At 67.7% G+C, this 25,190-nt stretch carries 21 protein-coding genes and 1 tRNA gene; 16 read left to right on the top strand and 6 right to left on the bottom strand.

Translation table 11 applies throughout. The annotated features are described in order from the left end of the window. Positions 1 to 66 precede the first annotated feature (66 nt). Positions 67 to 1,359: an adenylosuccinate synthase gene (locus EG799_RS03895; protein ID WP_123878731.1), complete on the bottom strand. Its 1,293-nt coding sequence runs from the start codon at positions 1,357 to 1,359 to the stop codon at positions 67 to 69. A gap of 178 nt (positions 1,360 to 1,537) precedes the next feature. Between EG799_RS03895 and EG799_RS03900 the strand changes: the two genes are divergently transcribed. The 3 genes from EG799_RS03900 (at position 1,538) to EG799_RS03910 (ending at position 4,434) form a co-directional block, all read left to right on the top strand. Next, positions 1,538 to 2,356, top strand: coding sequence for an aldo/keto reductase (locus EG799_RS03900; protein WP_123878733.1), 819 nt, complete (start codon positions 1,538 to 1,540; stop codon positions 2,354 to 2,356). 91 nt (positions 2,357 to 2,447) lie between these two features. Beyond that, positions 2,448 to 3,275: an aldo/keto reductase gene (locus EG799_RS03905; protein ID WP_123878735.1), complete on the top strand. Its 828-nt coding sequence runs from the start codon at positions 2,448 to 2,450 to the stop codon at positions 3,273 to 3,275. Between the two features lie 43 nt (positions 3,276 to 3,318). Then, on the top strand, positions 3,319 to 4,434 hold the full coding sequence (locus EG799_RS03910; protein WP_123878737.1) for a DUF5694 domain-containing protein: 1,116 nt from the start codon (positions 3,319 to 3,321) through the stop codon (positions 4,432 to 4,434). Here EG799_RS03910 and EG799_RS03915 read toward each other — a convergent pair. The 3 genes from EG799_RS03915 to EG799_RS03925 all read right to left on the bottom strand — a co-directional run bounded on the left by EG799_RS03915 (position 4,431) and on the right by EG799_RS03925 (position 8,410). Continuing rightward, positions 4,431 to 5,540 (bottom strand): ATP phosphoribosyltransferase regulatory subunit, encoded by a 1,110-nt coding sequence (locus tag EG799_RS03915; RefSeq protein ID WP_123878739.1) that lies wholly within the window; start codon positions 5,538 to 5,540, stop codon positions 4,431 to 4,433. The two genes, EG799_RS03910 and EG799_RS03915, sit on opposite strands and share 4 nt — an antisense overlap. A gap of 29 nt (positions 5,541 to 5,569) precedes the next feature. Next, positions 5,570 to 7,153 (bottom strand): phosphoglycerate dehydrogenase, encoded by a 1,584-nt coding sequence (serA, locus tag EG799_RS03920; protein WP_123878741.1) that lies wholly within the window; start codon positions 7,151 to 7,153, stop codon positions 5,570 to 5,572. 96 nt (positions 7,154 to 7,249) lie between these two features. Next, positions 7,250 to 8,410, bottom strand: coding sequence for a phosphoserine transaminase (locus tag EG799_RS03925; protein WP_123878743.1), 1,161 nt, complete (start codon positions 8,408 to 8,410; stop codon positions 7,250 to 7,252). Between the two features lie 189 nt (positions 8,411 to 8,599). On the opposite strand from EG799_RS03925, the gene EG799_RS03930 reads away from it, so the two are divergent. The 6 genes from EG799_RS03930 (at position 8,600) to EG799_RS03955 (ending at position 15,704) form a co-directional block, all read left to right on the top strand. After that, a complete protein-coding gene (locus EG799_RS03930; RefSeq protein WP_123878745.1) occupies positions 8,600 to 9,301 on the top strand; it encodes an extensin-like domain-containing protein in 702 nt (233 codons plus the stop codon). Between the two features lie 34 nt (positions 9,302 to 9,335). After that, positions 9,336 to 10,226 carry a thiamine-phosphate kinase gene (thiL, locus tag EG799_RS03935; RefSeq protein ID WP_123878747.1) on the top strand — a complete coding sequence of 297 codons (891 nt, stop codon included), beginning with the start codon at positions 9,336 to 9,338 and terminating at the stop codon, positions 10,224 to 10,226. A 102-nt stretch (positions 10,227 to 10,328) separates the two neighbouring features. Then, positions 10,329 to 12,476: a sodium-translocating pyrophosphatase gene (locus tag EG799_RS03940; RefSeq protein WP_123878749.1), complete on the top strand. Its 2,148-nt coding sequence runs from the start codon at positions 10,329 to 10,331 to the stop codon at positions 12,474 to 12,476. A 212-nt stretch (positions 12,477 to 12,688) separates the two neighbouring features. Then, positions 12,689 to 13,858, top strand: coding sequence for a GNAT family N-acetyltransferase (locus tag EG799_RS03945; protein WP_234029003.1), 1,170 nt, complete (start codon positions 12,689 to 12,691; stop codon positions 13,856 to 13,858). Beyond that, positions 13,855 to 14,739 (top strand): cupin-like domain-containing protein, encoded by an 885-nt coding sequence (locus tag EG799_RS03950; protein ID WP_234029004.1) that lies wholly within the window; start codon positions 13,855 to 13,857, stop codon positions 14,737 to 14,739. The genes EG799_RS03945 and EG799_RS03950 overlap by 4 nt, the downstream gene beginning before the upstream one ends. 59 nt (positions 14,740 to 14,798) lie before the next feature. Continuing rightward, entirely contained in the window at positions 14,799 to 15,704 is a 906-nt protein-coding gene (locus EG799_RS03955; RefSeq protein WP_123878751.1) for an acyl-CoA thioesterase, read from the top strand. Positions 15,705 to 15,850: 146 nt separating this feature from the next. On the opposite strand, the gene uvrC is transcribed toward EG799_RS03955, so the two are convergent. Beyond that, the gene (uvrC, locus tag EG799_RS03960) at positions 15,851 to 17,806 is read right to left on the bottom strand and encodes an excinuclease ABC subunit UvrC (RefSeq protein WP_123878753.1); all 1,956 of its coding nucleotides are present in this window, start codon (positions 17,804 to 17,806) and stop codon (positions 15,851 to 15,853) included. A gap of 86 nt (positions 17,807 to 17,892) precedes the next feature. Here uvrC and EG799_RS03965 point away from each other — a divergent pair, with 86 nt between their 5' ends. Next, positions 17,893 to 19,071, top strand: a complete 1,179-nt coding sequence (locus EG799_RS03965; RefSeq protein WP_123878755.1) for a BaiN/RdsA family NAD(P)/FAD-dependent oxidoreductase — start codon at positions 17,893 to 17,895, stop codon at positions 19,069 to 19,071. A gap of 63 nt (positions 19,072 to 19,134) precedes the next feature. Here the strand turns inward: EG799_RS03965 and EG799_RS03970 are convergent, their stop codons facing one another. Beyond that, positions 19,135 to 21,978 (bottom strand): TonB-dependent receptor, encoded by a 2,844-nt coding sequence (locus EG799_RS03970; protein ID WP_123878757.1) that lies wholly within the window; start codon positions 21,976 to 21,978, stop codon positions 19,135 to 19,137. 219 nt (positions 21,979 to 22,197) lie between these two features. Here EG799_RS03970 and infA point away from each other — a divergent pair, with 219 nt between their 5' ends. From infA to wrbA, 6 genes are all read left to right on the top strand, one after another. Continuing rightward, positions 22,198 to 22,443, top strand: coding sequence for a translation initiation factor IF-1 (infA, locus tag EG799_RS03975; RefSeq protein ID WP_123878759.1), 246 nt, complete (start codon positions 22,198 to 22,200; stop codon positions 22,441 to 22,443). 10 nt (positions 22,444 to 22,453) lie between these two features. Beyond that, positions 22,454 to 23,047, top strand: a complete 594-nt coding sequence (locus EG799_RS03980) for a Maf family protein (protein ID WP_123878761.1) — start codon at positions 22,454 to 22,456, stop codon at positions 23,045 to 23,047. Then, positions 23,040 to 24,014, top strand: a complete 975-nt coding sequence (locus EG799_RS03985; RefSeq protein ID WP_123878763.1) for a ribonuclease — start codon at positions 23,040 to 23,042, stop codon at positions 24,012 to 24,014. The genes EG799_RS03980 and EG799_RS03985 overlap by 8 nt, the downstream gene beginning before the upstream one ends. Next, positions 24,011 to 24,202: a DNA gyrase inhibitor YacG gene (locus tag EG799_RS03990; RefSeq protein ID WP_123878765.1), complete on the top strand. Its 192-nt coding sequence runs from the start codon at positions 24,011 to 24,013 to the stop codon at positions 24,200 to 24,202. The genes EG799_RS03985 and EG799_RS03990 overlap by 4 nt, the downstream gene beginning before the upstream one ends. Before the next feature lie 98 nt (positions 24,203 to 24,300). Then, positions 24,301 to 24,375: transfer RNA gene (locus tag EG799_RS03995), tRNA-Phe, on the top strand. Positions 24,376 to 24,516: 141 nt separating this feature from the next. Beyond that, positions 24,517 to 25,119, top strand: coding sequence for an NAD(P)H:quinone oxidoreductase (wrbA, locus tag EG799_RS04000; RefSeq protein WP_123878767.1), 603 nt, complete (start codon positions 24,517 to 24,519; stop codon positions 25,117 to 25,119). Positions 25,120 to 25,190: the final 71 nt, after the last annotated feature.

A 25,190-nucleotide genomic window follows, 5' to 3' on the forward strand; every position in this document is an offset into this window, starting at 1 on the left:
CCTCTCGAATCGCCAACCGGAACGAGAGTAGAACAAAGAGAGATCAGGTCAAGACCCGCGAACCGATCACGTCTCCGCGAAGGGATTGCGCACGAGGATCGTGTCGTCGCGTTCGGGACTGGTCGAGACGCTGGCGGCAGGGCACTCGATCAACTCCTCGATCCGGCGGATATACTTGATCGCCTGCGCCGGCAGCTCGGCCCAGCTGCGCGCGCCCTCCGTGCTCTCCTGCCAGCCCTCCATTTCCTCGTAGACCGGTTCCAGCCGCGCCTGTTCGACGGTGCTGGACGGCAGATAGTCAATTTCCCTTCCATCGAGCCGGTAGCCGGTGCAGATCTTTACCGTGTCGAAGCCGTCGAGCACGTCGAGCTTGGTCAGCGCGATGCCGGTGACGCCGCTGATCGCACAGGACTGGCGCACCAGTACCGCATCGAACCAGCCACACCGCCGCTTGCGCGCCGTGACGGTGCCGAATTCGTGCCCCCGCTCGCCGAGCCGCTGGCCGATCTCGTCCTCCAGCTCGGTGGGAAACGGGCCGCTGCCGACCCGCGTGGTATAGGCCTTGACGATGCCGAGCACGAAGCCCGCCGCCTTCGGTCCCAGCCCGCTTCCCGCCGCGACGGAGCCGCTGACGGTGTTGGAGCTGGTGACGAAGGGGTAGGTGCCGTGATCGACGTCGAGCAGCACGCCCTGCGCGCCCTCGAACAGGATGCGCGCGCCATCGGCCCGCACGTCGCGCAGGCGCTTCCACACCGGCTGCGCGAATTGCAGCACGAACGGCGCGATCTCGCGCAGCATGGCGACCAGCGCCGCCCGGTCGACCGGATCGACGCCGAAGCCGGCCCGCAACGCGTTGTGATGGGCGCACAACCGGTCCAGCTGGGCTTCGAGATCGTCCAGATGGGCAAGGTCGCACACCCGAATGGCGCGGCGCCCGACCTTGTCCTCGTAAGCCGGACCGATGCCGCGCTTCGTCGTGCCGATCTTGCCCTTGCCCGCCGCGCCTTCGCGCAGGCCGTCCAGTTCGCCGTGGAGCGGAAGGATAAGGGCGCAATTGTCGGCGATGCCGAAATTTGTCGCGCTGATGGCCACGCCCTGCCCCTCGAGCCGCTCGATCTCGGCCTTCAGCGCCCACGGATCGAGCACCACGCCGTTGCCGATCAGGCTGAGCGTGCCGGTGACGATACCGCTCGGCAGCAGGCTAAGCTTGTAGGTGGTGCCGTCCACCACCAGCGTGTGGCCGGCATTGTGCCCGCCCTGGAACCGGACGACGGCATCGGCCCGGGTCGCCAGCCAGTCGACGATCTTGCCCTTGCCCTCGTCGCCCCACTGGGCGCCGATCACGGTGACGTTGGCCAATGCGCTGATCCTTATCGCGTCGAGAACCGGCACGCGCCCTAGGCGCTGCGCGGCGCAAGGGCAATGGCGGCGGCAAGGACGGCGGCTGGGGCGTTACGCCCGGCGGGTGGCGTTCGGAAAGAATTGCGCCGGAAAGATCGCCCTGCCCGCCCGTTGATCGACCAAAGGAGATTGAACTTTGACCGATTACCCGACTCTCACCCTCAACGACGATCGCCGGATTCCGCAGCTGGGCTTCGGTACCTTCAAGCTGAAGGGCGATGATGCCGTCGAACCCGTCAAAACCGCCATAGACGTGGGCTACTGGCTGATCGACACCGCCGCGGTGTACGAAAACGAGGAAGGCGTCGGCAAGGGAATCGGGGAATGGAGCGACATCTTCCTGCAGACGAAGGTGTGGAACGACGACCACGGTTACGACGAGGCGCTGTCGGCGCTGGGCGCAAGCCTGGAGAGGCTCGGCCGCGATCATGTCGACATGCTGCTGATCCACTGGCCCTGTCCCGGGCAGGACAAGTTCGTCGAGACGTGGAAGGCGCTGATCGAGGCGCGCGACCAGGGCAAGGCCCATTCCATCGGCGTATCCAATTTCCGCGAGGAGGATCTCGCCCGCATCGTGGACGCGACCGGCGTGACACCGGCGATCAACCAGATCGAACTGCACCCGTCCTTCCAGCAGCGTGACCTGCGCAAGGTTCACGAGGACATGGGCATCATCACGCAGAGCTGGTCGCCGCTGGGACAGGGCGAGGGGCTGCAGGCCGACGCGATCAACGCCATCGCCGAGGCGAAGGGCGCACCGGCCTCCGCCGTGATCCTGGCCTGGCATCTGCAACACGGCCTCGCCCCCATTCCCAAGGCCAGCAGCAGGGCGCATATCGCGGCCAATTTCCGCGCCCTCGACACGGTGCTGACCGAAGACCAGATGGCCGCGATCGACGCGCTGGACGATCCCCATGGCCGGATGGGGCCGGAACCGGGCAGCTTCGGAGGCTGATCCACCTCACCAGATCCCGACCGACCGGCGAACGTGCGCGGATACGATAGGCGCCGCGCGCGTTTTCGCTTGCAGACCGACAGGAGACACCATGCCCCCGCAACCGACCCTAACCCTCAGCGACAAGCGCGAAATGCCGCAACTGGGCTTCGGCACCTGGAAGATACCGGATGGCGAGGCGGCCGATATCGTCACGCGCGCGGTCGAGGCGGGATATCGCCTGATCGACACCGCCTCGATCTACGGCAACGAGGAAGGCGTGGGCAGGGGCCTCGCCCGGCAAGCGGCGACGGACGAGCATGTCTGGCTGACCACGAAGATCTGGAACACCGACCAGGGCTACGCCTCTGCGCTGGGGGCGCTGGGCGAAAGCCTCGATCGGCTCGGGACGGATAGCGTGGACATGACGCTGATCCACTGGCCATGTCCGGACCGGGAGATGTTCGTGGATACCTGGAAGGCCCTGATCGAGATGCAGCGCGAGGGGCGCACGCGCTCCATCGGGGTGTCGAACTTTCGCGAGGACGACCTGAAAAGGCTGGCCGATGCGACGGGCAAGCCGCCGGTCGTCAACCAGATCGAACTGCATCCGCGGTTCCAGCAGCGCGAACTGCGCGCGGTGCATCAGGAGATGGGCATCGTCACGCAGAGCTGGTCGCCGCTGGGACAGGGCGAACTGCTCGAAAACAAGGCGATTGCGACCATCGCGGAGGATACCGGCGCGCCGCGCGCCGCGGTCATACTGGCCTGGCATCTGCACCACGGCCTTGCCCCCATTCCGAAGGCCAGCAGCCGGGACCACATGGAGGCCAACCTCGCCGCGCTCGACCTCTCGCTGACAGACGAGCAGGTTGCCGCAATCGACGATCTCGACAGCGAGAACGGGCGCATGGGCGAACATCCCGACGACACCAACTGACATCCCGAACAGGCACGCTCCGGCTTGACCGTATTAGCCTGCCATGACACCCGTTCGGAAACGGAGGTGTTTCACGGTTCGGTCCGCCAAGTCGCTGTTCATCGGCATCGTCGCCTGTCTTGCAGCGAGCGCCGCGGCGCAGGACGGCGACCCGGTCGATATCGTCGATGCGGCGGCGCGGGAGCGGGGGGACCTGTCACAAGTGCTCGTTCTGGGCAGTTCGCATCTTTCCTCGCTCCCGGCGGATTTCGACAGATCGCGGTTCGACCCGCTGCTCGGTCGCCTGCAAGACTGGGTGCCCGGCAGGATCACTGTCGAGCAGCTATCCGGGCCGCAATGCGACTACCTTCGTGCCTACGCCTTCGCCTATCCCGGGACGGCGGAAGACTACTGCCCCGACCCGGCCGCAGCGCGCGAGGCGGTCGGGCTGGACGGAGCCGGGGCGGAGGAAGCGGCGCTGGCGCTGCTGGCGCAGCAGACCCGCTCGCCTTCCGAAACCCGCCGCCTCGCCGTCCTGTTCCTTGCCATCGGCGAGCCCGCATCGGTGCATCTGCAATGGCTCTATCTGCCCGAAGCCGAACGGCACGCCGACGCCGTGCTGACGCAACCGCTGGCGGATTTCCTTGTCCGGCGCGGCGATCGCATGAACGAGACCGAAGTGGTCGGCGTCGCCCTGGCGCGGCGGCTGGGTCTGCAACGCATCCACCCGGTCGACGATCATACCGGCGACCGGGCGGCGAATACCGATGATGACGAGCTGTACGCGGCAGAAGTGCAGGCGGCGTGGCAGTCGTCGGCCCTGGAGGACCGCATCTGGCAGCTCGAAGCATGGGAACGGGCCGTCATCTTCGGCGAACTGCCGGTCCTCGACTGGTATCGCAATCTCAACTCGGACGAACAGGCGCGGCTCGCCATGCGAACCGATTTCGCCGCGGCCGCCCGCGCCCGGCAGCCCGGGAACGGCGGCCGCCGCTATCTGGCCTACTGGGAAACGCGAAACCTCCGCATGGTGGCCAATCTGCGCGAGATCACCGAGCCGGGGGAGCGGGTGCTCGCCATTGTCGGCGTATCGCACGCACCGTATTACGAGCGGTATCTGGCCATGATGAGCGACGTCGAAACCGCCGACCTCGGTTCTGTACTCGGCGCCGCCGACTAGAGCGCCTCCGGTCCGTTCGCGGCGAGCCGGTGCGTGCATCCCAGCGCCTGTGGATCGTCGTCTTCATCAAGCGCGGCGATCGTGCGCCAGCCTTCGTCACGCAGCCTGTCGGCGGCAGCGCGGTCGTGGTCGAGCGGCAGGAATATCCGCTCGCCGAGCGTTTCTTCGGCCTTCACCGATTCGATCAACTCCTCGGGGTAGAGCGAAAAGCCGGTCGCGGGTTCGTCGGTTCCGCCGATGCAATAGGTGCCGCCGCGCCCCACCTCTCCGCGCACGCCGTCGACATAGAGCGTGAAGCCGAACCAGCTCTGATATTCGAAGCCGTGGCGCTCGCTGGGATCGAGGGTCAGGCGCGCCCGGCCCTCCACCCGCGCGGCGATCTGGCGCAACGCGGCGATGCGGGAGCCCAATACGCCGGTGTCGTCGATGGCAGACAGCCGCCTGGCCGCATCGTCGAACGGGCCGGCGGCGTGGATGAGTGGAAGGTAGGCCTCCCCGCCCGCCTCGACCAGACCGCCGGCATCCTTCGTATCGAGTTCGCGCCGCACCCGCTCGCGCGCCGCGGCGTCGAGCGGCCAGGGGCCGTCGGCGAGCGTATCGACCAGGTCGGGCAGGGTGAAATCGACGCCGATGCCCTTCGCCCCGGCAGCCTCGAGCGCGGCAATGGCGAGTTCCACCACCTCCCCCGCCGCCACGACCGTATCGCGACCGATCAGTTCCGCGCCCACCTGCAGGTTTTCGCGCCGGGGTTCCAGCTTCCGCCCGGTGATGCGCGCGACCTGCCCCGCGTAGCTGAGGCGCAGCGGGCGAGCCGCATCGACGAGGCCGGTGGCAGCGATGCGCCCGACCTGCACGGTCATGTCGCTGCGCAGCGCCAGCGTGCGCAGGCTGGCGGGATCGACGAAGCGGAACATGCCGCGCGTGCTCAGCCCGTCCATCCGCCGCGCCATGCTCGCCTCGAACTCCACCAGCGGCGGCCGCACGCGGTCGTAGCCGTGAGCGCGCAGCGCCTCCAGCATCGCCCGCTCGATCCGCGTCGCGGCGGCGGCGGATTGCGGCAGGCGATCCTCGAGACCTTCGGGGAGGAGGTCTTGCGTTTCGGTCATGGCGCGGCGGTTATCCCAGATCGGCGCAACTAGAAACTCAGGCCGCGCACGACCTTGACGCCGTCCAGCGCACAGGCCGCCTCGATCACGTCCTGCGGGATCTTCTGGTCGACGCTCAGCAACATCACCGCCTCCCCGCCGGTCGCGCGGCGACCGAGATGGAAGGTGCCGATATTGATACCGTGTTCGCCCATCAGCGACCCGACCCGGCCGATGAAGCCGGGCACGTCGTCGTTGACGATGTAGAGCATCTCGCCCGCCAGCTCCGCCTCGATGCCGATGCCGAAGATCTCGACGAGACGCGGCTGGCCGTTGCCGAACAGCGTGCCGGCCACGCTGCGATCGCCCTGGCTGGTGGCCACGGTGACGCGTACGAGCGTCTGGTAGACGCCGCGCTGCGAATTGCGGATCTCGCGCACCTCGATCCCGCGCTCCTTCGCCAGATAGGGCGCGTTGACCATGTTCACGCTTTGCGAATAACGCTTCATCAGGCCCGCCAGAACGGCGCCCACGATGGGCTTCTGGTTGAGGTCCGCAGCCGCGCCCTCGGTCTCCACGCTGATCTTGGGCAAGTCACCGTGCGCCAGCTGCCCCACCAGTGAGCCGAGGTTTTCCGCCAGCGCCATGTACGGCTTGAGCTTGGGCGCTTCCTCCGCGCTCAGCGAGGGCATGTTGAGAGCGTTGGTGACGCCGCCATCGACCAGATAGTCGCTCATCTGCTCGGCCACCTGAAGCGCGACATTGACCTGCGCCTCCGTTGTCGAGGCACCCAGATGCGGGGTGCAGATGAAGTTCGGCGCGCCGAACAGCGGGCTGTCCTTCGCCGGTTCCTGGGCGAACACGTCCAGCGCAGCGCCTGCCACATGCCCGCTTTCCAGCATGTCCTTGAGCGCCGCCTCGTCCACCAGTCCGCCGCGCGCGCAGTTGACGATGCGCACGCCCGGCTTGGTCTGCGCCAGCCGCTCGCGCGAGAGGATGTTGCGCGTCTCGTCGGTCAGCGGGGTGTGCAGCGTGATGAAGTCCGCGCGTTCGAGCAATTCGCCCAGATCGACCTTTTCCACGCCCAGCTCGATGGCGCGTTCCGGCGTCAGGAAAGGATCGTAGGCGACCACCTTCATGCGCAGGCCAAGTGCTCGGCTGGCGACGATCGCGCCGATATTGCCGGCACCGATCAGCCCCAGCACCTTGCCCGTGACCTCCACGCCCATGAAGTCGCTCTTGGGCCATTCGCCGGCCTGCGTGCGCGCGTTGGCCGCAGGGATCTGGCGAGCCAGTGCCATGATGAGGGCGATCGCGTGTTCGGCGGTGGTGATGGAATTGCCGAACGGGGTGTTCATCACCACCACGCCCTTCGCAGAGGCAGCCGGAATGTCGACATTGTCGACGCCGATCCCGGCGCGGCCGATCACCTTGAGGTTGTCCGCCGCCTCCAGGATGTCGGCCGTCACCTTGGTCGAGGAACGGATGGCGAGGCCGTCATACTGGCCTATCGTCGCCTTCAGCTCTTCCGGCGTCTTGCCGGTGATGACATCGACCTCGCAGCCGCGCTCCTCGAAGATGCGGGCGGCGTTGGGGTCCATCTTGTCGCTGATGAGTACCTTGGGTTTGGTCATGATGTTCGCTTTCGTCATCCCGCCGAAGGCCGGGATCTGATCAGAGGGGTCTTGGCCGGAGGCGCGCGATACCGGGGTTCGCCGGATGGGCGCCGCTTACAGCGAGCCGCTCTTGAGGTTTTCGTAGGCCCATTCGATCCACGGCAGCAGGCGGCGGATGTCCTCCTGCTCGACCGATCCGCCGCACCAGATCCTGAGGGAGGGGGGCGCGTCGCGGTAGCCGTTGAAATCGTATCCCACGTCCAGCTCCTCCAGCTTCGCGGTGATCTTCCTGGGAACCGCCGCCTGGTCTTCGGCCGAAAGACTTTCGTACCAGTCGCCGGTGAAGACCATGCACACGCCGGTATTGGTGCGCAGCGCCGGATCGGCGACCATGTTCCTCAGCCACGGCGTCGCCTCGATCCAGTCGGTGACGATCTTCGCATTGGCATCGGCCCGCTCGAACATCGCCTGGCGACCGCCGATCGACTTCGCCCATTCCAGCGCCAGGATGTAATCCTCGGTCGCCAGCATGGACGGCGTGTTGATCGTCGCGCCTTCGAAGATACCGGTATTGATCGAGCCGCCCTTCTTGATGCGGAACAGCTTGGGCAGTGGCCAGGGTGGATCGTAGCTCTCGACCCGCTCCACCGCCTTCGGGCTGAGGATCATCATGCCGTGCTGCGCTTCGGACCCCATCACCTTCTGCCAGCTATAGGTTGTCACATCGAGCCGGGGCCAGTCCATCTCCTGTGCGAAGACGGCGCTGGTGGCATCGTTGATGGCAAGGCCGGCCCGGTCGGCGGCGAGCCAGTCCGTATCGGGAATGCGCGCACCGCTGGTCGTGCCGTTCCAGGTGAACACGACGTCGTTGTCCTGCGGCACCTGCGACAGATCGGGTATTTCCCCGTAGTCGGCATCGAGCACCTGGCAGTCGGACAGCTTGAGCTGCTTGACCGCGTCCTGGATCCACACATTGCCGAAGCTTTCCCACGCCGCGATGGTCGCGGGCCGCGCGCCCAGCATCGTCCACATCGCGCATTCGAGCGCGCCGGTGTCGGAAGCGGGCATGATGCCGACGAGGTAATCCTCGGGCACGCCGAGCAATTCCTTCGACAGGTCGATGGCATATTTCAGCCGGCCCTTGGCGTACTTGCTGCGATGCGAGCGGCCGAGCGAGCGCGTGTCGATCCTGTCAGGCGCCCAGACGGGCGGCTTGGCGGTCGGTCCGGATGAAAAGAAGGGGCGCTCCGGCTTGAGCATCGGCTGGGTAGTCATAGCTGTATTCTCTCCTTGCAGAGAGCACGCGCGGCGTTGGGACCGCGTGGCCCGACGCGGCACCTAGGGCTCTCCACGCCCGAGTCAAACGCTAATGCGGTTGCGCGCGTAACCGGTGCGCCCGGCCGGCCTTCGATCGAGGACGGTAACGGATTGTTAACCAATGCCGGTGCATGATATTTAACCACGATGCGCAGTCCGATCCTAACCATGTCGATCAGTCTCGCATCCGCGTTCGCCCTGGCAGGCTGTTCGCTGGTACCCGGATCGTCGGGGGGCGGTGATCGCAGTGATCCGTCCCCCGCTTCCCGCGGCGAAGGCATGCAGAGCGCCGCTCTCGCCCGCCCGGCGCTGAATCAGTGCCTGACCGATCTGGGCCGGGCCGGCGCGGATTTCTCGCCCCTTCCCGATCGCTACATTTCCGATGGCTGCACCAACCTGGGTACCGTGCAGATGCGCGCGCTTGCCGGCGACCGGGGACAGTTCGCTGTCAGCAATCTCGGCCCGGTCACCTGCCCCGTCTCCACCGCCTTCGCCGCATGGGTACGCTACGGCGTGGATCGCGCCGCGCGCGCGGTGTTCGGTTCCCCGCTCGCCAGCGTGCGAACCATGGGCAGCTATTCGTGCCGCAACGTCGCGGGCACCGGTCGGCGCAGCGCCCATGCCAGCGCCGCGGCCATCGACATCGGCGGGTTCGAGCTGGAGGACGGGCGCCATGTCGACGTGCTGACCGGCTGGAACGGCAGCCGCGAGGAACGCCGGTTCCTGCGCCTCGTCCAGCAAAGCGCCTGCAAGCGCTTCGACACCGTGCTGGGCCCGGACTACAATGCCGCGCATCACGATCACCTGCATGTCGAAGGCGTGATCGACGGCGAATCCTACTGCCGCTGACGCGCGCGGCGATTCGCTGTAGGGCTGGCCACCCATGACCGAAGCCGACTTCATCGCCGCCCTGCGCACCCTGCCGCTCCATCCCGGCGCGCGGGGACTGGCCGACGATGCCGCCGTGCTCGATATCGGCGATACCACGCTCGTGCTGACGCACGACATGCTGGTGGAAGGCACGCACTATCTCCCCTCGCAGGACATGGCGGACGTCGCGTTCAGGCTGGTGGCGACGAACCTGTCCGACCTTGCCTCCAAGGGCGCCGAACCGCTCGGCGTGCTCGTCGGACACATGCTGGGCGCCGGAGACGCGCGCTTCGTGGCGGGGTTGCACGAGGCGCTGGCGGCGTTCGATACGCCGTTGCTGGGCGGCGATACCGTGGCGGGCACGGGCGCACGCGCGCTCGGCCTGACTGCCATCGGGCGCGCGACCCACCGCCCCGTGCCCGCGAGGTCCGGCGCGCAGGTGGGCGACGGGCTGTTCGTAACCGGCACGCTGGGCGCGGCAATGCTCGGGTTCGAGGCGCTGCGTGAGGAGGGCAAGGGCGGCGGCGGCGGTGGCGACAGCTCCGCCTATCGCCGTCCCCGGCCTCGCCTAGCCCAGGGCCGCGCGCTCGCCCCGCATGTCACCGCGATGATGGACGTGTCGGACGGCCTGCTGCTCGATGCGTTCCGCCTCGCCGAGGCGAGCGGCGTCACCCTCGCCGTCCAGAGCGCGGCCGCGCCGGTCGCCGCACCTGCAAGACGCTACGATTGCCTGACCTGGGGCGACGATTACGAACTGCTGTTCACCCTGCCCGCCAGTATCGCGAAGCCGCCGGTGCCCGCCACTCCTATCGGCCGCGTCGAACCGCGCGGTTTCGTACCGCTGTTCGTCGATGGGGAACCGATCGCCAACCGTGCGGGCCTCGGCTACGATCATCGCGGATAAATCAAGCTTAGTTCTTGTAGAACGCCCCGGCTTTGCTAGCCTTCCCTGCGCGGACCCGGAAAATACCGGGCCGAAAAATGGGAAAAGAGGGGATAGCGGGTCATGAACCTTGTGCTTATCGCTATTGTCCTGGGACTTGTGGCCGTCGTCTACGGCTTCATCACCAGTCGCCAGGTTCTGGGTGCCGATTCCGGCAACGACAAGATGCGCGAGATCGCCGGCGCCATCCAGGAGGGCGCGCAGGCCTATCTGAAGCGGCAGTACACCACCATCGGCCTTGTCGGCATCGTCGTCGCGGTGCTGGTTTTCGTGTTCCTGGGCTGGGTGAGCGCGGTAGGCTTCGTGCTCGGCGCGATCCTGTCGGGCGTCGCCGGCTTCATCGGCATGAACATCTCGGTGCGCTCCAACCTCAGAACCGCCGCGGCGGCGACGAAGGGCTTGCAGCAGGGGCTCACCCTCGCCTTTCGCGCAGGAGCGATCACCGGAATGCTGGTGGCGGGCCTGGCGCTGCTCGCCATCGCGGTGTTTTTCTACGTTCTCATCGGCCCGATGGGCCTCGCAGCCAACGATCGCACGGTGATCGACGCGCTGGTGGCCCTTGCCTTCGGAGCCTCGCTCATCTCCATCTTCGCCCGCCTCGGCGGCGGCATCTTCACCAAGGCGGCGGACGTCGGCGCCGATCTCGTCGGCAAGGTCGAGGCCGGGATTCCGGAGGACGACCCGCGCAACCCGGCTGTCATCGCGGACAATGTGGGCGACAATGTCGGCGATTGCGCTGGCATGGCCGCCGACCTGTTCGAAACCTACGTCGTCACCGTCGGCGCGACGATGGTGCTCACCGCCCTGCTGCTCACGGGTCTGGGAGACCTGCTGCTACCGATGATGGCGCTGCCGCTGATGATCGGCGGGGCGTGCATCGTCACCAGCATCATCGGCACTTATTTCGTGCGGCTCGGCAAGGGCACGAACGTGATGGGGGCGATGTACAAGGGCTTCATCGTCACCGCCGTCCTGTCCGTCCCCCTGATCTACCTCGTCATGCAGCTCGCGCTCGGCGACATGGGCGCGGTGATCGGGGGGGAGAACCTCGGCAACGTCGATGCCACCGCGCCGATCGCGGAGGAAGGCACGGCCTCGCTCCTGCCCTTTACCGGCATGGACCTGTTCTGGTGCGCGGTCATCGGACTGGCGCTGACCGGCATCATCATCTGGATCACCGAATACTATACCGGCACGACGTTCCGCCCGGTAAAGAGCATTGCCAAGGCTTCGGAGACGGGCCACGGCACGAACGTGATCCAGGGCCTGGCGATCAGTCTCGAATCCACCGCCCTGCCCACGCTCGCCATCGTGACCGCCATCGTCGTGAGCTACCAGCTCGCCGGCCTGATGGGGATCGCCTATGCGGCAACGTCGATGCTGGCGCTGGCGGGCATGGTCGTGGCGCTCGACGCCTACGGTCCCGTCACCGATAATGCCGGCGGCATCGCGGAAATGGCGGGGCTGGACGAAAGCGTTCGGGAAAAGACCGATGCGCTCGATGCGGTCGGCAACACCACCAAGGCGGTGACCAAGGGTTACGCCATCGGCTCCGCCGGCCTCGCCGCGCTGGTGCTGTTCGCCGCCTACACCACCGACCTCGCCGAGTTCTTCCCCGGTACCGACGTCGATTTCAGTCTCGAGAACCCCTACGTCATCGTCGGGCTGCTGCTCGGCGCGCTGCTGCCCTACCTGTTCGGGGCGATGGGCATGACGGCGGTGGGCCGCGCGGCGGGCGACGTGGTGAAGGACGTGCGCGACCAGTTCGCCGGCGACAAGGGCATCATGGCAGGGACCAGCCGACCCAATTACGCCCGCACGGTGGACCTCGTCACCAAGGCCGCGATCAAGGAGATGATCGTTCCCAGCCTGCTGCCGGTGCTGGCACCCATCGTCGTCTACTTCGTCATCAGCGTCGTGGCGGGCACGGCCAACGGCTTCGCTGCGCTCGGCGCGCTGTTGCTGGGCGTGATCGTGGGCGGCCTGTTCGTCGCCCTCAGCATGACGGCGGGCGGCGGCGCGTGGGACAATGCCAAGAAGTACATCGAAGACGGCAATCACGGCGGCAAGGGCAGCGATGCCCACCATGCCGCTGTGACGGGGGACACGGTGGGCGATCCCTACAAGGATACCGCCGGCCCCGCCGTCAATCCGATGATCAAGATCACCAATATCGTCGCGCTGCTGCTGCTCGCCTCGCTTGCCGCGTGACCGACCCCATAAATCGAGCCGGGTAAGGTCTTTCCGCAGAAGACCGTCCATCCGTTCGATAACAACCGCTTAGGCGGTACTCGCCCTGCCCGGATCCGTTCGGGCAGGGCTTTCTTTACCACGCCGCTTAAGCCTTCCTTGGGCGCCCCCGCCCTAGATTTCCGCCCGTCAGACCCGACCAGCAGCCGACCGAAGGTTAAGACGACGACGCCGTGACCCAGTTCATGTCCCGCCCCGCCGCCGATGCGCGCGCCGGCCGTGCCGGACCGGCCATGCCCGCCCGGATAGCCGGTCCGGCAGTGACGCTGACGGCGCGTGACTGGCGCGATTTCGACCGGCCGGATCGCATTGCCGCGTGGGATGCGCTGGCGGAATGGGCGGTCGAGCCCAACCCGTTCTACGAAAGCTGGTTCCTGCTGCCCTCGCTGCGCGCCTTCGATCCGGCCGCCCGCATCCGGCTGCTGGTGCTGGAGGTGGACGGTCAGATCGCCGGGCTGATGCCGGTGAAGCGCGAGGCGCGCTATTACGGCTATCCGATGCCGCATCTTCGCAACTGGTGCCACGCCAACTGCTTTCTCGGCCTGCCGCTCGTGGCGCGCGGGTTCGAGCGGCTGTTCTGGCGCGAGCTGCTCGTCTGGTGCGACAAGGCAACGCGGATGCGCCCCTTCCTCCATCTCGCCCACATGCCCGGCGACGGGGTTCTGGCGAGCGCGCTCGAGGCCGAGCTGATGGGGGCCGGACGGCGCAGCGCCATCGTGATGCGGGAGGAACGCGCGATGCTGCGCTCGCGGCTTTCGCCGGATGGCTATCTCGCCCGGTCGCTTTCCCCCAAGAAGCGCAAGGAACTGCGCCGCCAGCGCCGCCGGCTCGAAGACGCGGGCAATCTCTTCGTCGACAGCCGGACCGATGCCGAGGGGCTGGCGCGCTGGGCGCAGGATTTTCTCGCGCTGGAGGCGCGTGGCTGGAAGGGACGGGCTGGCTCCGCGCTGGCCTGCAATAGGGACACGCGCAGCCTGTTCGGCGCCGCGCTGCGGGGCGCCGGCCATACCGGTCGACTGCATCGCTTGTCGCTAACGCTGGACGGCAGGCCCATCGCCATGCTCGCCACCTTCCTCGCCGGACGCGGGGCGTTCTCGTTCAAGACAGCCTTCGACGAGGACTACGCCCGCTTCTCCCCCGGCGTGCTGCTACAATGCGAGGCGCTGCGCCTGATCGAACGCGGCGGGACGAACTGGGTCGACAGCTGCGCCGGCGCCGACCACCCGATGATCGACCATTTCTGGCGCGAACGCCGCCTGATCGTGCGGCGCTCGATCGCGATCGGCGGACCGCTGCGCCGCGGAGCGTTCGACACGCTGGCCCGCATGGAGTCTTCCGCGTGACCGACGTACCCGCCCCGATCAGCGGCAGGCCCACCGGGCGGCGCGACGTGTTTCCCGCCCGGTCGCGCACCTTTTTCGCCGCATCCTACCCTGAGGGGCCGTGCCTGCTTTCGCACGATCTCGTCCGCCATCCGCTGCTCGAACTCGATGCCCTGGCCGAACTGGGCGAAAGCCTGCCTGCCGAAAGCGTCGAGTACAATCGCGGCGACGTGTCCATCGGCGTTGACGGAAAGCCGGCCGCAAACGGTCTCACCATCGGGCAGACCATCCGCCAGATCGCGGACGCGCAAAGCTGGGCGGTGCTCAAGAACATCGAACATTCGCCGCTCTACGCGCAACTCGTGGCCGACCTGCTGGAAGAGCTGCGCGATTCGATCGAACCGCGCACCGGCGCGCTGCTGGGGATGCACGGTTTCGTATTCGTCTCCAGCCCGAACGCGGTAACGCCCTATCATTTCGATCCCGAACACAACATCCTGCTGCAACTGCGCGGCAGCAAGGTGATGACGCTGTTCCCCGCGGGCGTCGGCCGTTTCGCACCCGACGAGCGGCACGAGGCCTACCACACCGGCGGCGCGCGCGAACTGATCTGGCAGCCCGGTTTCATCTGCGAAGGCGTAAATTTCCCGCTCTGCGCGGGCGATGCTGTCCACGTCCCGGTGATGGCTCCGCATTTCGTCACGAACGGGCCGGAACCCTCGATCTCGCTGTCGATCACCTGGCGTTCCGAATGGTCCTATGCAGAGGCGGACGCGCGGGCCTTCAACCGGTTGCTGCGCCGTTTCGGCCGCGATCCGGAGCCGCCGGGTCGCTGGCCCGCACGCAACCGGATGAAGGCGCTGGGCTGGCGTATCGCGCGGCGGATACCCGGCCTGGGCTGAACGATATTCCGGGCGCCGCTCGCTTGACGAGCGGGTCCGTCACGCGCAAGGCCGCGGCGATGGCCGCCGATCCTCGATCCGAACACGCCCCCACCCCGACGCCGGAGCAACTGGTAGCGGAACTGACCTTCCTGCTCGATCTCGAACCGCGCGGGGGGGACCAGTATGTCGGTCGTAGGCAGAAGGACGGGACGGGCCGCGTCTTCGGCGGGCAGGCCATTGCGCAGGCGCTGGGCGCGGCGCGGCGCACGGTCGACGGCGAACGCGAGGCCCATTCGCTGCACGCCTATTTCCTGCGCCCCGGCGACGACGAACTGCCCATCGAATACCGGGTCAAGCGCGATCTGGACGGGCGCAGCTTCTCCAACCGGCGGGTCGTGGCAAGCCAGGAGGGCCGGCCGATCCTCAACCTCGTCGCCTCGTTCCAGAAACCGTCGGCAGGGCCGGGCCATCAGTTCGCCGACATGCCCGACGTTCCCGGTCCGGACGAACTGACGCCCGACGCGGAGATCCGCCGCAAGGTGGCCCAGAAAATTCCGGAGGGCCGCTTCAGGCGGCTGCTCGAACGCCCGTCCCCCCTGGATTTCCGCTCCGTCGAACCGCGCGACTGGCTCGATCCCCAGCCGCGCGACCCGGTCAGCCATGTCTGGATTCGCGCCGTGGCACCGTTGCCGGCCGAAGCCGCGGTCCACCGCGCGGTGCTGGCCTACATCTCTGACCTGCAGCTTCTCTCCACCGCCATCCAGCCGCACGGCAAGAGCATGGCGCGCGGCGAGATCAAGGGTGCGAGCCTCGACCACGCGGTGTGGTTTCACGACAGTTTCGCCGCCGACGAATGGCTGCTGTTCGTCAGCGACAGTCCATGGAGCGGCAACGCCCGCGGGTTCTGCCGCGGCCAGGTCTTCGCTCGAGACGGGCGCCTGGTGGCGAGCGTTTCCCAGGAAGGAATGCTGCGGCACGTATAGGCCAGATCACCGGCCGGGCCGGCTGGCCGCGTGTCTCACCCTCCCGATCGCCGTCGCGGCCGTCCCACGATCAGAAACTATCGGCACGCCTGATTTGGGACAGGGTTCCCCGCGATCGGCTGCGCGCCCATGCCTCGCCAGCGTTGCTATCCGCTCGAATGGTAGAAGTCGTAGATCGTCTGCGCGACGCTCGCGCTGACGCCCGGTACGCGTTGCAGATCGTCCAGCGCGGCGGCGCGAACCTTTCCGGCGGTGCCGAAATGCAGCAGCAGCGCGCGCTTCCGCGACGGGCCGATGCCCGGTATCTCGTCGAGCGGACTCGCCTGGATGGCGCGGCTGCGTTTCGCCCGGTGCGCGCCGATGGCGAAGCGATGAACCTCGTCGCGCAGGCGCTGGAGGTAGAACAGCACCGGCGAATTGGTCGGCAGCGTCTTCTCCCGCCCGTCGGGAAAGTGGAACACCTCGCGCCCCTCGCGTCCGTGATGCGGACCCTTGGCGATGGCGATCAGCGGCACGTCCTCGATCCCCAGCTCTTCCAGCGTGTCGCGCACCGACGACATCTGCCCCTTGCCCCCGTCGATGAGGACGAGATCGGGCCAGACCGACTTGTCGCCGCTCGTCTCGCGGTCGGGATCGTCCTTCATCGCGCGGGCGAAGCGGCGGTGCATCACCTCCCGCATCATGCCGAAATCGTCGTTGGTCTGCGCAGTCTTGATGTTGAACTTGCGATACTGGTTCTTGACGAAGCCTTCCGGCCCCGCGACCACCATCGCGCCGACCGCCTTGGCGCCCTGGATGTGGCTGTTGTCGTACACCTCGATCCGGGCGGGTACCTCGGGAAGTTCGAGGAACTCGGCCAGTTCACGCATGATCTTCGCCTGCGTCCCGCTTTCGGCCAGCCGGCGGTCGAGCGCTTCCGTGGCGTTGCGGCTGGCCTGCTGCATCAGCCGGCGCCGCTCCCCGCGCTGGGGCGTGGAGATCGACACGCGCCGTTCGGCAAGCGCGCCGAAAGCCTCCTCGAGCAATTCCTGCTCCGGCAGCTCGCGATCGACCAGGATGGTGCGCGGCGGGGGCACCTCCTCGTAGAACTGGGCCAGTACGTCGGCGAGGATTTCCGCCTCGTCCAGATCCTGCGTATGCGTCGGGAAGAAGGCGCGGTGCCCCCAGTTCTGTCCGCCGCGTACGAAAAACCCCTGCACGCCCACCTGCCCGCCCTTGGCGGCGAGCGCGAACACGTCGGCATCGCCCACCCCGCCGGCGTTGATCGCCTGCGAGCCCTGGATGAAGGTCGCCGCGCGCAACCGGTCGCGCAGCATCGCGGCGGTCTCGAAATCGAGGTCTTCCGCGGCCTTCGCCATCTGCTTCTCGATCTTCGCCTGCACCGCGCCGGACTTCCCCCCGAGGAAATCCTTCGCTTCCCGGATCAGCGCGTCGTAGCCCTCCTTGTCGATGCGTCCGACGCAGGGGGCGGAGCAGCGCTTGATCTGGTAGAGCAGGCACGGCCGGTCGCGGCGGGCGAAGAAGCTGTCGGTGCAGGATCGCAGCAGGAACAGCTTCTGCAGCGCGTTGATCGTCGTGTTCACGCTGCCCGCGCTGGCGAAGGGGCCGTAATAGCTGCCCCTGGCCCGCCGCGCGCCGCGATGCTTCTGGATGCGCGGAAAGTCGTGTCCCTCGCGCAGCAGGATGAAGGGGAAGCTCTTGTCGTCACGCAGCAGCACGTTGTAGGGCGGGCGGAAGCGCTTGATGAACTGCGCTTCCAGCAGCAGCGCTTCGGCTTCGGAATTGGTGGTGACGATCTCCATCGCGCGGCATTGGCTGACCATGCGCTGCAACCGGTTTGTCAGCGCCTTCACCTGCGTGTAATTCGCCACCCGCGCCTTCAGGCTGCGCGCCTTCCCCACGTAAAGCACATCGCCCCGCGCATCGAGCATCCGGTAGACGCCCGGCTTGGGCTTCAGCGTTTTCACCACGTTGCGGATCGCGGTTACGCCGGCGTCGAGGTCGGGCTTGGTGTTGCCCTTGACGGTGTAGGTGGCCCGCTCCTCGTTGAAGCGCTCCTTTCCTCGCGGGTCATGGGGGGATCCGGCTTCGCTGCGGCTCATGCCGGTCGAGATAGGATTCGCGGCGGGAAAAGCCAAGTTTCGCCGCGCGCTTGCCGACCCGCGCCCGGCGAGGCATGGCAGGCGTCATGCCCGATTACGACGCAATCATTCTCGGCGGCGGGGCGGCCGGGCTGTTCTGTGCCGCCGTAGCGGGCCAGCGCGGCCGCAACGTACTGGTCCTCGAACGCGCGGAGAAGGTCGGCAAGAAGATCCTGATATCCGGCGGCGGACGCTGCAATTTCACCAATATCGGTGCGGGTCCGGCCAATTACATCTCCGCCAACACGCATTTCGCCAAGTCCGCGCTCAGCCGCTATACCCCGCGCGACTTCCTGGCGCTGGTGGAAAAGCATGGTATCGACTGGCACGAAAAGACGCTCGGCCAGTTGTTCTGCGACGGTTCGGCGCGCCAGATCGTCGACATGCTGCTGGCCGAATGTGCCGCCGGTCCGGGCCCGGTGACGATCCGGTGCCGCGAGGATATCGAGAAAGTGACGCAAAGCGCGACCGGCTTCGCGGTCGCGACCCCGCATGACACCGTCACCGCGAAAGCGATCGTGATCGCGACGGGCGGGCCATCCATTCCGAAGATGGGCGCCAGCGATTTCGCCTATCGTATCGCCCGGCAATTCGGCCTGAAGGTGGTGGAGCCGCGCCCCGCGCTCGTGCCGCTGACGCTGGGCGGCGAGGACGTGCTGTTCCGCGACCTGTCGGGCGTGGCGGCCGATGTGACGGCGAGCGCCGGCAAGGCGCGCTTTGCCGAGGCTGCGCTGTTTACCCACCGCGGGCTGTCCGGACCGGCGATCCTTCAGGCATCGAGCTACTGGCGGCACGGCGAAGCGGTGCGGATCGATTTTGCGCCGGGGAAGAAGGGCAGCTGGCTTCTCGCCGAGAAGCGCACCCGCCCCTCCGCCACGATGCGCGCCGTGCTGAGAGAGGTTCTGCCGCAACGTCTCGCCGACGTGCTGGCGGATCGCCTCGGCGTGGAAGGCGATCTCGGCAACGTGCCCGACAGACGCCTTGTCGCGGCGGAGGACCGGCTGCGCGGCTGGACCTTCCAACCGACCGGCAGCGAGGGTTTCGCCAAGGCGGAGGTGACGGCGGGGGGCATTTCCACGGCCGAACTGTCGTCCAGGACGATGGAAGCGAGATCGGTGCCCGGCCTGTTCGCCATCGGCGAGGCGGTGGACGTCACCGGCTGGCTGGGCGGTTACAACTTCCAGTGGGCCTGGGCCAGCGGCCGCGCGGCGGGCGAGGCGGTTTGAAAGCTTCGCCCGCCTCGTAGGCGGCGCCCGGATCTCCGCCCGGGGGCACCGGGCGTCGCGACCTCAGAACAGTTTCCTGAACTCGATCTCGAAGCTGCGCCCCGTCGGATCGATGAGGAAGGGCTGGTAGCGCAGCGGGGTTTCGCCATTGCTGTCGGTCACGCGCTGGCGCGTATCGAAGATATTGTCGATGCCGAAGCTGATCCGAGTGCCTTCGAGGAAGCCATACTTCTCGACCAGCGAATCGCGCTCGCCCAGATTGGCGAACAGCCTGAGGTTGAGCGTGGCGTAGTCGTCGAAGCGCAGATCGGTGCTGCCCGGCAGGCCGGTGCCGCTGATGGTCGATGCACCGGTGTAGCGACCGAACAGGAAGCCCCCCCAGCCATCGTAGAACACGCCGGCGCGCGCGCTGGCGGAGTGGCGCGGATTCGATCCGCCCGACAGCGCATCGCCATCCAGCAGGTCGAGCACCGGCACGCCGGGCGCGATCAGGATCGTGTTGTCGATGGCGTAGGTGTAGTCGAAGCCGGCGAACCAGCGGCCCTCGGGCGGGCCATCGTCATTACCGCCACCGAACCGTCCGAAGCCGCGACCGCCGCCACCACCACCGCCGCGCCGACCACCGCCGCGGTTTCCGCCCTCGCCCTGCGCCTGTCCCTGCGGCGCATTGCAGATACGCTCGCGGAAAGCGCCGAAGCGTTCGGGGTCGACCTTGCCGTCCTCGCCCTTCAGCCGTTCGAGCAGCTGCGGCGGAATGTTCAATGGCTCGCCATCGGGGCCGACGGGCGGTTCCTCCCCCGCGGCTTCGGCGGCTAGCGCCTGGTTGAAGCGTTCGATCAGGATGTCGGGTTCGGTATTGCAGAACTGTTCGCGCATGGCGGCCATGCGGGCGGGATCGGGCCGCCCCTCGCCTCCGCCGCCCACGGCCCCGCCAGCCGGCCCGCCGGCGCGCGGTCCGCCGCGTCGTTCGCCGCCGCCGCGCTGGTCTTCGCCCTCGCTCTCATCCGCGCCGCCGAAGCTGTCGGACAGGTTGAGGCCGACCTGGATGCTGCGCTGATCCTGCGCCGCGAAGCTGACGAACCGGTTGTCCAGTGCCCGCAGCGTGCCGTCCGCCGCGCGCGTCACCCGGCCCGGGAACGCCGCCTCGATGGCAGGCGTCAGCAGCGGGAAGCCGGCGATGACATTGTCCGAATGGTTGTCGAAATAGTTGATGTTGAGATTGCTGCGATCGAACACCGGCAGATCCCAGACCAGGCTGGCCTTGAAATCGCCCTGCTTCTGCGCCGGCAGATCGCCGTTGCCGCCGCTCGTCACCTCGGCCAGCACGGTTTCGTTGTTGACGAAATCGAACACCGGCACGTTGGGCGTTACCAGCGTCGGGCTGCCAAGCTGCGACAGCGTGGGCGCCTCGCGGCTGTTGATCGAGCTAACCGTCAGCGTCAGCTTGTCGGTCAGCCCCCAGGTCAGGCCGAGCGTCCAGTTGTAGAGTGTGCCGAAATCGGAAACCTCATCCAGCCCGGCGTTGAGGTTCAGGGTCAGGTCGCCGAGAAATCCGCCGAATTCGAGGTCGCGACTGGTCAGCGGAACGGTCACGTTCGCGCCCCCGGAGACGCGTCCGCGGGTGAAGCGCGTATCGCCGGTATCGGTGCGCGTGTCGGAACCCTCGATGCGGTTCCAGCGGTAGCCGGCATCGAGCGTTACCGACACGTCGCCGGCCGGCAGGTAGATCGGATTGCCCCGCGCGGTGACCAGCGCGTTGGTCGTCCAGGTCTTCGTGCGCGCGCGGTCGAAGCCGCGCACGAAGTCGCCGCCGATGACATCTGCAAGGTCGGCGTCCGGCGGCAGATCGCCTGCCATCGCCGCTGCCTCCAGATCGGCGGTGTCGTAACGGCTGGCGATGACGCTGTCCGAAATGGCGCGGGTCAGGTCGAGCGTGCCGGTCATCTCCCAGTCGCCGAGCCCGAAATTCAGCGTTGCCGCGGCGGCGTAGGTGTCGCTCGAGGCGTCGAAGGTCAGCGGGAAGGCGGGATTGAAGCTGCGCCGCACGCCGATGCCGTCCGGCCCGGTCAGCGTCACCAGGTCCAGTCCCTGCAACCGCAGGCTGTCGTCGCGTTCGTAGGTGGCATTGAGGCTGAGCGAATCGCCGCTGTCGCCGATCCCCATGGAATAGTTCACAGTCGCCTCGACCCCGGCGCTGTCGGCCACCAGGCTGCGGAAGCGCGCCGGGTCGGGATCGGTGGCGATGTCGGGCGTGTTCGCCGCGGTCTGCACGATGCCGCGCTCCGCTTCGGTCAGCAGGCTGGAATTGTTCCAGTCGAGATTGATGTTGAGCCGGTCGGTTCCGTCGATCCGCAGATAGGTGCCCTCCACCTCCTGCCGGGAATAACCCCCGCGGAAGGGCTGCGAATACTCGACCTCGATCTCCTGGCTTGAGAAGTCGTCCTTGAGGATGAAGTTCACCACCCGCTGATCGGGCGAATAGCCGTAGCGCTGGGCGACCTCTTCGTTGAACACCTCGACCTTCTCGATCGCCTCGGGCGGATAGCTGCGCAATTCGCGGAAGGACGCGATCCGCTGTCCGTTGACGAGAAATACCGGCTGCCCGCCGCCGCCCCGCCCGCGCCCGCTCGACACCTGCGGTCCCAGCGATTCGAGCAGTTCTCCGATGGACCCCGCGCCGTAGGCGGCAATATCGTCCTCGCCCAGTTCGAGGATCGGCGGCTCCGCCGTCTCGACCTCGCCCAGCAGACGCGCGCCGTAGACGACGATGACGTTCTCGTCATCGGCGGGCGGGGCGCTGTCCTCCGGCGTCTCCTGCTCGGGCGGGGGCGCGTCCTGCGCCAGCGCGGGATGCGCGCACAGGGTCAGGGTGATGGCGATGAGGCTGGTACTGGAGATTCGCGACACTGAGACACACCCTGAACTTCAAACGACCCGCCCCGCAGTCGCCTATGGTGGCCGCAAGACGGCTCCGCAATCGCGGTCGGGTAATATTTTGTCGCGAATGTACCTATGTTTTGCCGTGACATGCGCCCGCGCCCTTCCCATATGCGCCCCGCGCGGCTATGGCGCGCCGCCGGGCGAGTGTGCCCGCAAGCTCTGCAACGATGAAGGACCGGGTACCGGATGGCCAAAGAAGAACTCCTCGAAATGCGCGGCACGGTGGTGGAACTGCTGCCCAACGCGATGTTCCGGGTGGAGCTCGAAAACGGTCACGAGGTGCTGGGTCACACGGCCGGCCGGATGCGCAAGAACCGCATCCGCGTGCTGGTTGGGGACGAGGTGCTGTGCGAACTGACGCCCTACGATCTCACCAAGGCGCGCATCACCTACCGCTTCATGCCGGGCCGTGGCGGGCCGGGTCCGCAATAGCCGCGCGCGTGTGAACGCGCCCTCCCCTTCCCGGCGCCCCCGACTGGTCCTCGCCTCGGCCAGTCCGCGACGGCGCGAATTGCTGGCGCGGCTGGGTGTCGAACCCGATGCTATCGCGCCCCCCGAGATCGACGAAACACCGCATGAAGGCGAACTGCCGCGCGCCTATGCGCAGCGCATGGCCCTGGAAAAGGCCCGCGCGGTTGCCGGCGATGACGCCTTCGTGCTGGCCGGCGACACGGTGGTCGCCGCCGGTCGCCGCATCCTGCCCAAGGCGGAGGACGAGGCGACCGCGCGCCGGTGCCTGGAACTGCTGTCGGGGCGCCGGCACCGCGTGATGTCGGCCATCGCCCTGGCCGCGCCCGACGGTTCGGTACGCGAGCGGCTGAGCGAGACGCAGCTGAAGTTCAAGCGCCTCTCCGCCACGGAGCTGGACGCCTACATCGCTGGCGGCGAATGGCTCGGAAAGGCTGGCGGTTACGCCATCCAGGGCGCGGCCGAGGCGCTGATTCCGTGGATCCAGGGCAGCCATTCGGCCGTCGTGGGCCTCCCGCTGTACGAAACGCGCGCGCTGCTGAAAGCGGCGGGATTTTCCCTTGGCTGAATGGTTCGTCGAGGAGGGGATCGGCGAACACCGCGCGATCCGGCTCGACGGGGGAGAGATCGCCGAAGCGCGAGTGGACTGGCCCGGCGGCCTGTCGACCGGACTCATCGCCGATGCCGTGCTGACCAGCCGCGCAAGCGGGTCGAAGCGCGGCACCGCCACCTTTGCCGACGGTCGCGTCGCTCTGGTCGATGGCCTGCCGAGGGCCGCCGCGAAGGGCGCCGCAATCAGGCTTCGCGTCGTGCGCCCCGCCATCGCCGAAGCCGGCCGCACCAAGCACGCCCTTGCCCGCCCTGTCGATGCGCCCGCGCGCCCCGCGCCCTCGCTGGCCGACGGCTTGCGGGATGCGGGGCACACGGTTCGCGTCGTGGCGCGCTTCCCTGCGGGCGACTGGGACGAACTCGTCGGTGAGGCGATGTCCGCCACCATTGCCTTTGCCGGCGGTTCGCTGATCCTTTCCCCCACCCCGGCGATGAGCCTGGTGGATGTCGATGGCGAGCTGCCCCCGCGCGAGCTGGCGCTGGCGGCGACCGACGCGCTGGCGGCTACCGTTCGGCGGTTCGACATGGGCGGATCGATCGGCGTCGATTTCCCGACTCTCCCGGCGAAGGAGGATCGACGCGCCGTCGATGCCGCGCTCGGCGCCGCGCTGGCCGGATGGCCACACGAGCGCACCGCCATGAACGGCTTCGGTTTCGTGCAGATCGTCGCCCGGCTCGAGCGTCCCTCGCTCTTCCACCGCGCCGCCCATCGCCGTCCGGCCTTCGCCGTGCGCCAGCTTCTGCGCCGGGCCGAAAGGCTGGAAGGGGCCGGCCGCATCGAACTGACCGCGCATCCCGCCGTGCTCGCGCTGCTGCGCGAAGACTGGCTGGATGAACTGCGCCGCCGGACGGGCCGCGATCTCGCCACGCGGCCCGACCCCGCCCTTGCCATCGCGGCACCCCACGCCCAGATCGTGCCGCGATGACGACGACCCGCAAATGCCCGATCTGCAGGAAGCCGCGCGCGGCGGAGCACGCGCCCTTCTGTTCCCCGCGATGCCGCGACCGCGACCTCGCCCAGTGGTTCGGCGACGGTTACGCCGTACCCGGCCCCGCCGCCACGCCGGAGGACATGATGGGCGAGATGCAGCGGCGCGAGGGCGATGCGGACTGAGCGGGCGAAGACCCCCCTTGCCAAGTCGCGCGCGCTTCGCCATAGGCGCGCACTCACTCGCCGCAGGACGCCGTTCGTGCCTCCGTGTCGCCGTGAATGCCTGGGTAGCTCAGTGGTAGAGCAGACGACTGAAAATCGTCGTGTCGGTGGTTCGACTCCGCCCCCGGGCACCATTCTCCCTTAATCCGCTCCGCCGCTTTCTCCGCCCGGACATCGTTCCGGCTGCGGGCGCGTGTCCGGGTTCGCGTTTGCGGAACGCTGGGGCGGCCGCGTCATTGATAGGAAAACCCCCCGACAGAAAAGGACCGCATCTGATGGCTCGCATTCTCGTGCTTTATTACTCTTCCTACGGTCACACCGCGCAAATGGCGGAAGCGGTCGCGAAAGGCGTACGGGAAGCGGGGCACGAATGCGACATCCGCCATGTGCCCGAAACCGCGCCGCAGGAGGTGGTCGAGAGCGCCGGCTTCCAGAAGATGGAAGGCCACCAGTGCATCGAGGGGCCGGAGCATCTGGAGAATTACGCCGGCATCGTGGTCGGTTCGCCCACCCGCTACGGCCGCATGTCTAGCCAGATGGCGAGCTTCTGGGACCAGACCGGCGGGCTGTGGCAGAAAGGCGCGCTGGTCGGCAAGGTCGGCGCCGCCTTCACCTCCACCGCCAGCCAGCACGGCGGGCAGGAGACGACCTGCTTTTCCATCCTGACGAACCTGCTGCATATGGGCTGCACGGTCGTGGGCCTCGATTACGGCTTCGACGGGCAGATGGGCGTGGACGCCGTGCATGGCGGAACGCCCTACGGGGCCAGTACCATTGCCGCTGGCGACGGCAGTCGCCAGCCCAGCGAGGTAGATCTCGCCGGCGCCACCTATCTCGGCCGCCGCGTGGCGCAAGCGGCGGCGAAGCTGCACGGCTGATCGTTATCGAGGACGGTGACGGGAAGCGCCCGGGGCTTCCCGTCGCGCGGCATGGCCGCTATCGCTGCGCC

The sequence above is a fragment of the Aurantiacibacter spongiae genome (assembly GCF_003815535.1).
Classification (GTDB): Bacteria; Pseudomonadota; Alphaproteobacteria; order Sphingomonadales; family Sphingomonadaceae; genus Alteraurantiacibacter; species Alteraurantiacibacter spongiae.